12 protein-coding genes are annotated in these 12,215 nt (G+C 75.0%); 7 read left to right on the top strand and 5 right to left on the bottom strand.

The annotated features are described in order from the left end of the window. Window positions 1-20 precede the first annotated feature (20 nt). Entirely contained in the window at window positions 21-677 is a 657-nt protein-coding gene (locus tag HNR12_RS10230) for an NUDIX hydrolase (RefSeq protein ID WP_179770527.1), read from the top strand. A 24-nt stretch (window positions 678-701) separates the two neighbouring features. Here HNR12_RS10230 and HNR12_RS10225 read toward each other — a convergent pair whose 3' ends face one another. Together HNR12_RS10225 and HNR12_RS10220 are read right to left on the bottom strand one after the other, a co-directional pair. Further along, window positions 702-1,304: a class IV adenylate cyclase gene (locus tag HNR12_RS10225; RefSeq protein ID WP_179767268.1), complete on the bottom strand. Its 603-nt coding sequence runs from the start codon at window positions 1,302-1,304 to the stop codon at window positions 702-704. 106 nt (window positions 1,305-1,410) lie between these two features. Next, entirely contained in the window at window positions 1,411-1,797 is a 387-nt protein-coding gene (locus HNR12_RS10220; RefSeq protein ID WP_179767267.1) for a hypothetical protein, read from the bottom strand. Window positions 1,798-2,011: 214 nt separating this feature from the next. Here HNR12_RS10220 and HNR12_RS10215 point away from each other — a divergent pair, with 214 nt between their 5' ends. The 5 genes from HNR12_RS10215 to HNR12_RS10195 all read left to right on the top strand — a co-directional run bounded on the left by HNR12_RS10215 (window position 2,012) and on the right by HNR12_RS10195 (window position 6,535). Continuing rightward, window positions 2,012-2,662, top strand: a complete 651-nt coding sequence (locus tag HNR12_RS10215; protein WP_308118569.1) for an HAD family hydrolase — start codon at window positions 2,012-2,014, stop codon at window positions 2,660-2,662. 241 nt (window positions 2,663-2,903) lie between these two features. Further along, complete coding sequence (locus HNR12_RS10210; RefSeq protein ID WP_179767265.1) at window positions 2,904-4,100, top strand: betaine/proline/choline family ABC transporter ATP-binding protein; 1,197 nt, start codon at window positions 2,904-2,906, stop codon at window positions 4,098-4,100. Next, window positions 4,093-4,872, top strand: coding sequence for an ABC transporter permease (locus HNR12_RS10205; RefSeq protein ID WP_179767264.1), 780 nt, complete (start codon window positions 4,093-4,095; stop codon window positions 4,870-4,872). Before HNR12_RS10210 ends, HNR12_RS10205 begins: the two co-directional genes overlap by 8 nt. Then, window positions 4,869-5,552: an ABC transporter permease gene (locus HNR12_RS10200; protein ID WP_179767263.1), complete on the top strand. Its 684-nt coding sequence runs from the start codon at window positions 4,869-4,871 to the stop codon at window positions 5,550-5,552. Before HNR12_RS10205 ends, HNR12_RS10200 begins: the two co-directional genes overlap by 4 nt. Before the next feature lie 74 nt (window positions 5,553-5,626). Then, window positions 5,627-6,535, top strand: coding sequence for a glycine betaine ABC transporter substrate-binding protein (locus tag HNR12_RS10195; protein ID WP_179767262.1), 909 nt, complete (start codon window positions 5,627-5,629; stop codon window positions 6,533-6,535). Between the two features lie 323 nt (window positions 6,536-6,858). On the opposite strand, the gene HNR12_RS10190 is transcribed toward HNR12_RS10195, so the two are convergent. Further along, on the bottom strand, window positions 6,859-7,329 hold the full coding sequence (locus HNR12_RS10190) for a flavin reductase family protein (RefSeq protein ID WP_179770526.1): 471 nt from the start codon (window positions 7,327-7,329) through the stop codon (window positions 6,859-6,861). 44 nt (window positions 7,330-7,373) lie between these two features. Further along, window positions 7,374-9,161 (bottom strand): signal peptide peptidase SppA, encoded by a 1,788-nt coding sequence (gene sppA, locus HNR12_RS10185; protein WP_179767261.1) that lies wholly within the window; start codon window positions 9,159-9,161, stop codon window positions 7,374-7,376. Between the two features lie 102 nt (window positions 9,162-9,263). Here sppA and HNR12_RS10180 point away from each other — a divergent pair, with 102 nt between their 5' ends. Further along, window positions 9,264-9,941 carry a hypothetical protein gene (locus HNR12_RS10180; protein WP_179767260.1) on the top strand — a complete coding sequence of 226 codons (678 nt, stop codon included), beginning with the start codon at window positions 9,264-9,266 and terminating at the stop codon, window positions 9,939-9,941. A gap of 55 nt (window positions 9,942-9,996) precedes the next feature. Here the strand turns inward: HNR12_RS10180 and glgB are convergent, their stop codons facing one another. After that, window positions 9,997-12,201, bottom strand: coding sequence for a 1,4-alpha-glucan branching protein GlgB (gene glgB / locus HNR12_RS10175; RefSeq protein ID WP_179767259.1), 2,205 nt, complete (start codon window positions 12,199-12,201; stop codon window positions 9,997-9,999). Window positions 12,202-12,215: the final 14 nt, after the last annotated feature.

Genomic DNA, 12,215 nt, shown 5'->3' with positions numbered 1-12,215 from the left:
CGGCGGGCGCCGCGCACGAGGTGCTCGCGGTGGTCTTCCAGATCCGCCAGGACCGGCTGAGCGTGCTGCTGTGGCGGCGGGCGCGGCCGCCGTTCGAGGGCCGCTGGTCGCTGCCGGGCGGGCGGCTGGGCGCCGACGAAGGGCTGGACGACTCCATCCGCCGCCAGCTCGCGCAAAAGGTCGACGTGCGCGATCTCACGCACCTGGAGCAGCTGGAGACCCGGGGCGACCCCTGCCGCCACCCCCAGGGCCGCATCCTGGCAACGGCCTACCTGGGCCTCGTGCCCGCCGACATCGACCCGCTGGTACCCGCGGACACCCGGTGGCACCCGGCCTCCGACCTCCCGCCGATGGGCTTCGACCACGCCGCCATCGTGCACTCCGGCCGCCGGCGCCTGCGCGCCAAGCTGTCCTACACCAACGTGGGCTTCGCGCTGGCGCCGCCGGAGTTCACCATGTCGCAGCTGTCGCGCTACTACCGCGCGGCCCTGGGCCACGACGTCGCGGCAACCAACCTGCGCCGGGTGCTGCTGCGGCGCGGCCAGATCGAGGAGACCGGCCGCTTCGTGCCCTCGGGCCGCTCGGGCGGCCGCCCGGCCGCACTCTTCCGCTTCCGCGCCCGGCGCCTGGAGATCACCGACGCGTTCGCGGTCCTGCGCCCGCCGGGCGGCGCCTAGCGCCGGCGCCGCCCGGCGGGGGCCTCAGCCGCCGCTCGCGGTGCGGTCGGGGGAGCCCGCACCCGGATCGGGGTCGGCCTCGGCATCGGCGAACAGCAGCACGGGCTCGGCGAGGATGTCGCGGCCGGCCTCGCTGCGGTAGATCTCGTCCACGCTGCCGAACCGGGCGCGGGCGTAGTCGAGCCCGAGCAGGGCGGCCGCCCCGCGCACCGAGTCCTCGTCGGGCCCCTCGACCTCCAGGAAGGTGGGCAGGCCCGGCCAGGTGTCGAAGTCGAACACGACCTCGCCCAGGCGCCACTCCTCCCGGTCGTTCTCCTGGTAGCGCGCCTGGCGCAGGCCGACGCGCTCCAGGATCTCGGCGACGGCGCGCGGGTCGCCGACCTCGGTCTCGACCTCGGTGGTGCCGTCGATGGCGGTGGCGTCGGTGACCTGCTTGAGGGTGAGCGTGGACCGGGTGCCCTCGTCCCGCAGGCGCACCCACGCCCCGGCTTCGAGGGCGCCGCCCTCGAAGATCCGGCGGGTGAACCGGGTCCGGGGGAACACCCGGACGGCGCCGAGCCCCTCCAGTCTGGTCCGCAGGTCGGCGGTGTCGACGGCGAGGAACGTCGCCTCGTACTCGTGCTGCATGCGCTGGTCTCCCGTGGTCGCGGCCGAGGGTTTGGACCGCGCCGGCGCGCCCCCGGTTCCCGCCGCCGGCCGTGCTCCGGGGCCCCGCTCCCGAAAGGAGCCCGACTCAGCCGCTGAACAGGACGAAGGACAGGCACGCCCAGGCGGTGACCCCCGCCACCGTGGTCCACACCGCCCAGGGCGCGGGCTCGTACTCCTTGGCGCCGATCCTCTCCCCGGCGGCGCTCCGGCGGTTCAGCTCCCTGAGCCCGCGCCGGGAGGCGAACAGCGTCAGCGACAGCATGGCCAGTGCTCCGCCGAGCGAGAACAGGATCATGTGCGCCGGCTCCCCCTGGGCGACTCCACCGCCGATCCCGGCCGCCGGCGGGAGCACGGCCCACAGCAGCGGTGCCCGCTGCCGCCAGGTGACGGTGACGGCGCAGTAGCCGAGCGAGAAGGCGGCGGCGCCGAGGACGAACACGGCGACGGCGAGCGCGGCGGGCGGGGACGGCATGAGCGGACCTCCGGGTTGTGCGGCCCCCGGGGAGGCGGGCGGGTGCCGGGGAGCATCCTCGCAGGGGCGGGGTGACGGAGGACGTCCGCGTCCCCGCCTCCCCGGCCGCCGGCTGTGTCGCCCGGTGCCCCCGGTGCCCCCGCGCCCCGCGGGGATCACACCGGAGCGGGCAGCCGGTTTGTCGCATGCCCGTGTTAGCGTCCCTTTTGTGGCGATTCGCAGTGTGGTGTTCGACGTCGGTGAGACGCTGGTCAACGAGGACCGCATCTTCGAGCGGTGGGCGGACCGCCTGGGGGTCCCCCGGCTGGCCTTCTTCGGGCTGATGGGCGCCGTTCTGGCCGAAGGCCGCCAGCTGACCGAGGCGTTCCGGCTGGTCAAGCCCGGCTTCGACCTGGGGTCCGAGTGCGCGGCCTGGAAGGCCGAGGAGCCCGAGTCCCTGCGGGAGAACTTCGACGCCGACGACCTCTACCCCGACGTGCGCCCGGCCCTCGGCGCGCTGCGCGGCATGGGCCTGGGGGTCGTCATCGCGGGCAACCAGCCCAGTTCGGCCGCCGCCGCGCTGGCGGCCATGGACCTGCCCGCCGACCAGATCCACGTCTCCGACGACTGGGGCGTGGCAAAGCCCGACCCCGCGTTCTTCGCCCGCGTCGGCGAGGTCGCCGGCTGTCCGCCCGCCGAGATCCTCTACGTCGGCGACCGCCTGGACAACGACGTCCTGCCGGCCAAGGCGGCCGGCATGCGCGCCGCCCTGCTGCGCCGGGGCATGCTCGGCTACCTCCACGCCGGGCGCGCGGAGGCCGCGCGCGCCGACGTCGTCCTCGACGGGCTCGACCAGCTGCCGGGGTGGATCGCCGAGCACGGCTGAACCGCGCGCGCCGTGCGGCGCGGCGCGGTTTGGAGCCGGGCTGGACGGGTACCGCTTACCGGCGCGACGGACCTGCGCAATCGACCGCCAAGCAGGCGAAGACCCGCCAAACCACACCATCACCGGCCCGACCCGTCCGAGCCGTTCCGGCTCCGCGCCCGGCACCGGCCCACCGCACCGCCGCAGCCCGACGGACCACGACGCCCGCCCCGCGGACCGCCCGAGGAGACACCAGCACGCCATGATCACCTTCGAGGGTGTAACCAAGCAGTACCCCGACGGCACGGTCGCGGTGGACGACCTCAACCTCACCGTGCCCACCGGCAACACCACGGTCCTGGTGGGGTCGTCGGGCAGCGGCAAGACCACCGCGCTGCGGATGATTAACCGGATGGTCGACCCCACCGGCGGCCGGGTCACCATCGACGGCCAGGACGTGCGCGGCCAGGACCCGCCCGTGCTGCGCCGCTCCATCGGCTACGTCATCCAGCAGGCCGGCCTGTTCCCGCACCGCACGGTCGCCGACAACATCGCCACCGTGCCCCGGCTGCTGGGCTGGCCGAGGTCCCGCGCCCGCACGCGCGCACACGAGCTGCTGGAGCTGGTGGGCCTGGAGCCCGAGCACGCCCGCCGCTACCCCCACCAGCTCTCCGGCGGCCAGCAGCAGCGGGTGGGCGTGGCCCGCGCGCTGGCCGCCGACCCGCCGGTGCTGCTCATGGACGAGCCCTTCAGCGCCGTGGACCCCGTGGTGCGCGCCGGCCTCCAGGACGAGCTGCTGCGGCTGCAGGCCGAGCTGCACAAGACCATCGTGTTCGTCACCCACGACATCGACGAGGCGGTCAAGCTCGGCGACAGCATCGCCGTGCTGCGCCCCGGCGGCCGGCTGGCCCAGGTCGCCACGCCCGAGCGGCTGCTGGCCGAGCCCGCCGACGACTTCGTGGAGTCCTTCGTGGGCTACGACCGGGGTGTGCGGCGGCTGTCGTTCTTCCCCGCCCGCCACCTGCGGCTGCGCACCGATGTCATCGTCACCGCCGACCAGACCGCCCAGGAGGCCGGCACGCTCGCCCGGCGCCTGGGCGAGCCCTGGCTGCTGGTCGTCGACTCCGGGCGCCGGCCGCTGGGCTGGGTCGCCGCCGAGGCGCTGGCCGCCACCGAGGGCCACCGCACCCTGGGCACCCTCGACCTGGTGGGCTACGGCCACGTCTTCACCGTCTCCACCGACTCCCTGCGCGCCGCGCTGGACGCCGCCGTGCTGTCCCCGGCCGGGCGCGCGGTCGGGGTGGCCGACGACGGCACGGTGCGCGGCGCCGTGGCCCAGACCGAGCTGGGCGCGGCCATCTGGGCGGTGGGCGGCGACGACGAGCCGCCGGCCCAGGACCGCGCCGGCGGGCCCTCGGCGGCCGAGCGGGCCGCGGCGCGGGGCGGCGCCCATGAGTAGTGAGGCGGCGGCCGCGGAGCACCCCCTGTGGGGCTGGGCGGTGGAGAGCTGGAGGTGGGGCTGGGCCAACCTGGACGACCCCGTCGCCCCGCTGCTGGGCGAGCACCTGCTGCTGTCGTCGGCCGCCATCGCCATCGGCCTGGCGGCGGCGGTCCCGCTGGGCCTGCTCAGCGTGCGCTACCGGGTCCTCTACCCGCCGGTGCTCACCGGCGTGAACACGCTCTACGCCGTGCCCTCGCTGGCGCTGTTCTTCCTGCTGCTGCCCTACACCGCCTTCTCGCCGTGGACGGCCATCCTCCCGCTGGCCCTCTACACCCTGGCCATCCTGGTGCCCAACGTGGTCGACGGCCTCACCCAGGTGCCCGACCACGTGCGCCAGGCCGCCGTCGCCATGGGGTTCGGCCCGCTGCGGCGGCTGCTGCTGGTGGAGCTCCCGGTGGCGCTGCCGGTGATCATCGCCGGGCTGCGCGTGGCGTCGGTGGCCACGATCAGCATGGTCAGCGTGGCCTCGCTGGTGGGCCTGGGCGGCCTGGGCGGGCTCATCACCGACGGCTTCAACCGCGACTTCGCGGCGCCGGTGGTGGTGGGCATCGTGCTCTCGGTGCTGCTCGCCTTCGCCGCCGACGGGGGCCTGGTGCTGCTCCAGCGCGCGCTGACCCCCTGGGCCCGCCGCGATACCCGCCCCGGCCGCCGCCGGCGCGCCGCCGACCGGGCGGCCCGCGCCGCCGCCGCGCCCCGCACCGCCGCGCCGGAGCCCGAGGAGGCCCCGTGAACATCGTCGCCGCCGTCGCCGACTGGTTCGCCCAGCCCCAGCACTGGCAGGGCCCGGCCGGGATCTGGGCGCGCCTGGCCGAGCACGTCTACTACTCCGGCCTGGCGCTGGCGCTGTCGGCCCTGCTGGCCGTCCCGCTGGGACTGCTCACCGGGCACACCGGCCGCGGCGGGTTCCTCGCCATCAGCCTGGCCAACTTCGCCCGCGCGCTGCCCACCATCGGCGTGCTGACCCTGGTGGTGCTGGGCCTGGGCCTGGGCGTGGTGCCGGTCCTGGTGGCGCTGGTGGCCCTGGCGGTGCCGCCGATCCTGGTCAACACCTACGAGGGGGTCCGCGGGGTGGACCCCCGGCTCAAGGACGCCGCCGCGGGCATGGGCATGCGCGGGGGCGAGGTCCTGTGGCGCGTGGAGGTCCCGCTGGCCATGCCGCTGATCCTGCTGGGCCTGCGCACCGCCGCCATCCAGGTGGTGGCCACCGCCACCATCGCCGCCTACGTGGGGATCGGCGGCCTGGGCCGGTTCATCGTCGACGGCCAGCGCCAGCAGTTGATCGAGCAGATCCTGGGCGGCTCCGTGCTGGTGGTGGCGCTGGCGCTGGCCGTGACCGCCCTGTTCGCGCTGCTGCGCCGGCTCGTGGTGGCCAAGGGCCTGCGCGTCCCGCCGACCGGGGCCGCCCGTTGAACCGCCCGCCCCCTCGACCCCGCCCGCACCAACCCGTCACGCACGCTCACGTCGTACACACAAGAAGGTGGATCATGCGCAACCCGACGCGTCTGGCGATCGCCGGAGTACCCCTCGTCCTGCTCCTGGCCGCCTGCGGCGGCGGCGAGGACCCCTACGCGCCCTCCGGCGAGGGCGGCGGCGGGGGCGGGCCCATCGTGGTGGGCTCGGCCAACTTCCCCGAGAGCACCCTGCTGGCGCAGATCTACGCCCAGGCACTGGAGGCCGAGGGAATCGAGGTCGAGACCCAGCTCGACATCGGCAGCCGCGAGGTCTACTACGACCAGATCGCCGAGGGCAACCTGTCGGTGTTCCCCGAGTACAACGGCGCCCTGCTGTTCCACCTCGACCCCGAGGCGACCTCCGGCGACACCGAGGCCACCAACGAGGCGGTGCGCGCGGCCCTGCCCGACAGCCTGGAGATCCTGGAGTCCTCGCCCGCCGAGAACAAGGACTCCATCACCGTCACCCGCGAGACCGCCGAGGAGGAGGACCTGGAGAGCATCGCCGACCTCGCCGACGCCGCCGGGGACATGACCCTGGGCGCGCCGGCCGAGTTCGAGACCCGCACCCAGGGGGTGCCGGGCCTGGCCGACGTCTACGGCGTGGAGTTCGGGGAGTTCCGCCCGCTGGAGGGCAACCTGCTGGTGGAGGGCCTGCGCGGCGGCGACGTCCAGGCCGCCAACCTGTTCACCACCGACCCGGCGTTCACCTCGGGGGAGTTCGTCGCCCTGGAGGACACCGAGAACCTGTTCGGCTCGCAGAACGTGACGCCGCTCATCAACGCCGAGGCGGTCGACCAGGAGGCCCGCGACGTGCTCAACGCGGTCTCGGCCGAGCTGACCACCGAGGCGCTGACCGAGCTGGACTCCCGGGTGCAGGTGGACCACGAGGAGGCCGACGAGGTGGCCGCCGACTGGCTGGCGGAGGCCGGCCTGGCCTGAGCGGACGCCCGGACACGGACGGCGCCGTACCGGTCCCCTCGGGGGGCGGTGCGGCGCCGTGGTACTACGTGCGGTACTCGGTTCCGGTTCGGTGTCGTGGCGGGCGCGGCCGTGGCCGCGATCGAGGGCGGGGTCGCCGGCGGCCGGGGAACCTCAGAGGATCATGGCGAGGACGAGCCCGACCACCAGAATCCCCAGCGCCGTGTAGAAGCCATCCATACCCTCCATTGGACGACGCGCCACGGCCCGCGCGGAACTAGCCCGCACGCACAGATTGAGGTTACGGCCGGAACGCGAAGGGTTATCTCTAGAGAAAGTTTGAGCTAGCCCAAAGTGCGGTATCGCCCGCCGAACCGCAGCAGCGGACCGGCCTGGTCGGCCCGCCCCCGGCCCACGTCGGGCAGCCCGGCCACCTCGGCGATGTAGAGCACGTGGTCGCCGGCCGGCACCCGCTGGGCCACCACGCACTCCAGCGCCGCCACGGCGTCCTCCAGCACCAGCGCGCCGGTGCGCTCGCCGCGCCGGTGCGGCTCCTCGGCCAGCAGCAGGCGCGCGCTGGGCCGCCCCTCGGCGGCGAACCGCCCGGCCAGCGCCCGCTGGTCGGCGGCCAGCACGCTCACCGCGAACGCGCCCTGGGCGTCGAGCACCTCGCACAGGTAGCTGTGCGCGGCCAGCCCCACCAGCACGCTCGGGGGGTCGGCCGAGACGGAGGTGAAGGCGCTCACCGTGCTGCCGATGTCGTCGCGGTCGTCGCGCACCGTGAGCACGGTCACCCCGGTGGCGAAGCGGGCCATGGTCTCGGTGTAGGCGGCGGGGGCCACCGAGGGGGCCGCCCCGCTCACCGGACCTCCCACCGCTCGGGCATCACCAGCGGCGCGCCCTGCGGCCACCCCGCCAGCACCGCCAACTCGCCCAGCAGGCCGTGCGCGGGGACCAGGCCGGAGCGGGGCGCGGCCGCGCGGTCCTCGCTGGAGTCGGCGGGCACCAGCCGGTCCCAGGCGCCGCCCGTGGGGAAGGCGCGCAGCCTCCCGCCGGGCAGCCCGGCCTTCTCGCGGGCGATGCGCACCGCCGCCGGGAGGCCGCCCAAATCGTCGACCAGGCCGTGTTCAAAGGCGTCGCGCCCGGTCCACACCCGGCCGCGCGCGACCCGGTCGACCTGCTCGGGGGTCAGCCCCCGGGCCGCGGCGACCTTGCCGGTGAAGTCGGCGTAGACGTCGTCCAGCAGGGCGTTGACCCGTTCCCACTCCGACTCGCTGAACCCGCGGTCGGTGCCGAACATCGCGGCGTGCGGCCCGCCGTCGACCCGCTCGACCGCGATCCCCAGGCGCTCCAGCAGCCCGGTGAGCACCGGCTTGCCGCTGTAGACGCCGATGGAGCCGGTGATGGTGCCGGGCCGGGCCACGACGGCGTCGGCGCCCAGCGTGACGTAGTAACCGCCGGAGCCGGCGACGTCGCCCATCGAGGCCACCACGGGTGTGCCCGCCTCGCTGGTGAGCCGGACCTCGCGGCGGATCAGGTCGGAGGCCACCGCCGAGCCGCCGGGGCTGTCGACGCGGAACACCACGGCCCGCACGTGGGGGTCGCGGCGGGCCGCGCGCAGGGCCGCTGCGACGGTGTCGGCGCCCATGGTGGCGCCGCTGAGGGGGGAGCGGCGGCTGCGCCCGGAGGTGATCATGCCGGTGGCGGTGATCAGCGCGATGTAGGGGGCGGGGCGGGCGGCGGGCACGCGCTCGGCCACGGCGGCGCGGTGCCGGTAGCGTCCCACGTAGAGCAGGCGCGCGCCGCCGTCGCCGCCGGGGGAGGAGCCGGGGTCCGCGCCGCCCCGCTCGGACGCGGCCGAGCCGCCGGATCCCCCCGAGCCGCCGGAGCCGGCGCCGTGGCGGCGCCGCAGGTCGCCGTAGACCTCGTCGCGGTAGGCCAGCCGGTCGACCAGGCCCGCCTCCAGCGCCTCGGCGGCCAGGAACGGCCCGCGCTCGATCAGCTCCCGCACCCGGTCGGCGGTGAGGCCGCGCCCCTCGGCGATGCCCTCGACCACCTGGTCGGTCAGCGAGTGCACGATCCGCTCGACCACCTCGCGGTGGGGCTCGGTGAAGGACCGCTCGGTGAACCGGTTGGGCGCGGTCTTGTACTCGTGGCGCGCGCCGCCCTCGAAGCGGACGCCCAGCCGCTCGGCGGCGCCGCCGTAGAAGGTCTGGCCCAGGCTCACGCCGGTCAGCCCCACCGACCCGGTGGGCACCAGGGCGATGTGGTCGAAGGCGGTCGCCAGGTAGTAGCTCACGGTGCCCGGGCCCAGTTCGCCGAAGGACTCGCTCCAGGCCACGGCCTCCTTGCCCGCGGCGCGGAAGGCGGCCACCGCCGCGCGGACCTCCTGGACCTTGGCGACGCCCAGGGCCTGGCCGTCGATCCGGGCGACCAGCGCCTTGACGCGGGGGTCCTGGGCGCCGCGCCGGATGCCCTCGACGACGTCGAGGAGCTGCTGGCGGCGGCGGGCCACGACCTCGCCGAGCGGGGTGACCGGGGCCTCCTCGGCCAGGCCCCCGGTGAGGTCGAGTTCGAGGATCAGCGGCCCACTGCGCCGCCGGCGGTACTGGGACACGGGTTCGAGCAGCTTCGCGACGTCCACCATGCCCACAGGCTAGCCGCTGCCGCCCGCGCGACCGGATGACGCGAAGGCCGCGATTGCCCGCTATCGTCGGGGTGGTCACCCCCGCAGGCAGAAGGGAAGCCCATGTCCGGCACGTCGGGTTCGGTGCGGTCCTCGGCCGCCGCGGCCGGCGCCGCGGTGGCGGCGCTGGTCCTGCTCACCGCCTGCGGCGGCGGCTCGGGCGGCTCCGGCGGCGGCCCCGAACCGGAGTCCTCCTACAGCGCCGTCGTCGCCGCGGCCGAGCCCCCGCCGGCCGAGGGCTTCACCCCGGTCGAGGTCGAGGGCATCAAGATCAACGCGCCCAAGAACTGGAGCGTCGACAACACCGGCGGCACCCTGTGCATGCGCCCGCCCGGCCAGGACGGCTGCGGCTACGGCGCGATCCAGGTGCTGCCGCACGTGGCCGAGAACGATCCCAACAAGTGGCCGCGCAAGCAGTACGACGCCGCCAACGGCTGGGCCTCCACCCCCGACAAGTGCCGCAGCCTCACCACCGCCGCGGCCGCCGACGTGGGCGTGGCCGGGGCCGAGAAGGTGCCGGTCGACGACCCCCAGGGGCTGGCCCAGCACGCCGACGGCCTGAAGTCCCACCACCGCGTGTGGGAGGTCACCTGCCAGAACGACGACACCTTCGAGGTGCGCCTGTGGTTCCTGCCGCAGAGCGACGTCGCGGTGTACGTGTGGTCGGTCGACGCGCAGTACTCCACGCTCTACGACGAGGTGGCCGCCTCGATGGACGTCACCGCCTACAACGACCGCTGAGGCGGCTCGCGCGGGCGGCGCCCGGCGCCCCCGGGGGCGCCGGGCGCGCGCCGCGCTAGGCCCGCTCGACCGGCGCCAGCCACACCGCCGCCAGCGGCGGGAACACCACCTCGGCCGAGGCGGGCTGGCCGTGCCCGGGTAGGTCCTCGGCCACCACGGCGCCCTCGCCGGCCTCGGCGCCCGGCGCCGCGCTGATCCCGCCGCCCCCGTAGACGCGCGCGTCGGAGTTGACCACCTCGCGCCAGGCCCCGGCGCGCGGCAGCCCCAGACGGCGGCCCGTGCGCGGCTCCGGCGAGAAGTTCACCAGGCAGGCCATCACCGAACCGTCCTCGCCGTGGCGCAGGAACGACAGCGTGTTGCCCCCGGAGTCGCCGCCGTCCAGCCAGGTGAACCCGGCGGGCTCGGTGTCCAGCGACCACAGCGCCGGACTGGTCTGGTAGGCCCGGTTGAGGTCGGCCACCAGCGCCTTGACGCCGCGGTGGTAGGCGTGGTCCAGCAGCCACCACTGCACCCCGGCCTCGTGCGACCACTCATCGCCGTGGCCGATCTCGCCGCCCATGAACAGCAGCTGCTTGCCGGGGTGGGACCACATGTAGCCCAGCAGTCCGCGCAGGCCGGCGAAGCGCCGCCACTCGTCGCCCGGCAGCTTGTACAGCAGCGAGGACTTGCCGTGCACGACCTCGTCATGGGACAGCGGCAGCACGTAGTTCTCGCTGTAGGCGTAGACCATGGAGAACGTGACCTCGCCGTGGTGGTACTGGCGGTGCACCGGGTCGCGCTTGAGGTACTCCAGGGTGTCGTGCATCCACCCCATGTTCCACTTGAACCCGAACCCCAGGCCGCCGGAGTCGGTGGGCCGGGTGACCCCGGGCCAGGCGGTGGACTCCTCGGCGACCATCATGATCCCCGGGTTGCGCCGGTAGGCGGTGGCGTTCAGCTCCTTGAGGAAGTCCAGCGCCTCCAGGTTCTCGCGGCCCCCGTGGACGTTGGGGGTCCACTCGCCGTCGCCGCGGGAGTAGTCCAGGTACAGCATGGACGCCACGGCGTCGACCCGCAGGCCGTCGATGTGGAACTCCTCCAGCCAGAACAGGGCGTTGGCCACCAGGAAGTTGCGGACCTCGCGGCGGCCGTAGTCGAAGATCAGCGTGCCCCAGTCGGGGTGGCGGCCGCGCCGGGGGTCGGGGTGCTCGTAGGTGGGCGAGCCGTCGAAGCGCGCCAGGGCCCACGCGTCGTCGGGGAAGTGCGCCGGCACCCAGTCCACCAGCACGCCGATCCCGGCGCGGTGCAGTTCGTCGACCAGGGCGCGGAAGTCGTCGGGCGAGCCGAACCGCGAGGTCGGCGCGTAGTAGGAGGTCACCTGGTAGCCCCACGACCCGCCGAAGGGGTGCTCGGCCACCGGAAGGAACTCCACGTGGGTGAAGCCCATCTCGCGCACGTAGGCCACCAGCTCGGTGGCCAGCTCCAGGTAGGACAGGCCCGGGCGCCACGAGCCCAGGTGGACCTCGTAGACGCTCATCGGCCGCCGGGTCCACTCCTGGGTCTTGCGCTCCGAGAGCCAGGAGTCGTCGCGCCACTGGTGGCGCGAGGTGAACACCACCGACGCGGTCTCGGGCGGGCGCTGGGTCGCGAAGGCCATCGGGTCGGCCTTGTCGCGCCACACGCCGTCGCGGCCCAGGATCTGGTACTTGTACAGCGCGCCGTCGCCCAGGCCGGGCACGAACAGCTCCCACACCCCGCTGGAGCCCAGCGAGCGCATGGGGTGGGCGGTGCCGTCCCAGTGGTTGAAGTCGCCGATGACCCGGACCCCCTGCGCGCCGGGCGCCCACACCGCGAACCCCACCCCGGCGACCTCGCCCATGGGCGAGGGGTAGCGGCGCGTATGGGCGCCCAGGGCGCGCCACAGCTCCTCGTGGCGGCCCTCGCCGATCAGGTGGAGGTCGAGGTCGCCCAGCGTGGGCAGGTGGCGGTAGCCGTCGTCGCCGACCGACTCGCCGGCGCCGTCGTAGGCCACGGCCAGCCGGTAGTCGGGCACCGCCGTTCCCGGCAGCACGCCGGAGAACACCCCCCGGTGCTCGTGGCGCAGCTCGACCCGGGTGCCGTCGGCCAGCACCGCGTGCACCGACCGGGCCAGCGGGCGCAGGGCGCGCACGACGACCCCGTCGGGGCCGGGATGGGCGCCGAGCAGGCTGTGCGGGTCGTGGTGGCGGCCCTCGACCAGGCGGTCGATCTCGGTCGTCGGAACGGGCGTGGGGACGCTCATGGGAATCGTCGCAA

This window comes from Streptomonospora nanhaiensis, from assembly GCF_013410565.1.
GTDB classification, from domain to species: domain Bacteria; phylum Actinomycetota; class Actinomycetes; order Streptosporangiales; family Streptosporangiaceae; genus Streptomonospora; species Streptomonospora nanhaiensis.
Note: the sequence above shows the minus strand (reverse complement) of the source record. Positions and strands in the feature narration are given on the sequence as shown.

Excerpts from the sequence above, each read along its gene's own strand:
- HNR12_RS10210 (WP_179767265.1), top strand. The coding sequence starts at position 2,904 with ATGATCACCTTCGAGGGTGTAACCAAGCAGTACCCCGACGGCACGGTC.
- HNR12_RS10195 (WP_179767262.1), top strand. The coding sequence starts at position 5,627 with ATGCGCAACCCGACGCGTCTGGCGATCGCCGGAGTACCCCTCGTCCTG.
- HNR12_RS10220 (WP_179767267.1), bottom strand. The coding sequence starts at position 1,797 with ATGCCGTCCCCGCCCGCCGCGCTCGCCGTCGCCGTGTTCGTCCTCGGC.
- glgB (WP_179767259.1), bottom strand. The coding sequence starts at position 12,201 with ATGAGCGTCCCCACGCCCGTTCCGACGACCGAGATCGACCGCCTGGTC.
- HNR12_RS10190 (WP_179770526.1), bottom strand. The coding sequence starts at position 7,329 with ATGGCCCGCTTCGCCACCGGGGTGACCGTGCTCACGGTGCGCGACGAC.
- sppA (WP_179767261.1), bottom strand. The coding sequence starts at position 9,161 with ATGGTGGACGTCGCGAAGCTGCTCGAACCCGTGTCCCAGTACCGCCGG.
- HNR12_RS10225 (WP_179767268.1), bottom strand. The coding sequence starts at position 1,304 with ATGCAGCACGAGTACGAGGCGACGTTCCTCGCCGTCGACACCGCCGAC.
- HNR12_RS10205 (WP_179767264.1), top strand. The coding sequence starts at position 4,093 with ATGAGTAGTGAGGCGGCGGCCGCGGAGCACCCCCTGTGGGGCTGGGCG.
- HNR12_RS10180 (WP_179767260.1), top strand. The coding sequence starts at position 9,264 with ATGTCCGGCACGTCGGGTTCGGTGCGGTCCTCGGCCGCCGCGGCCGGC.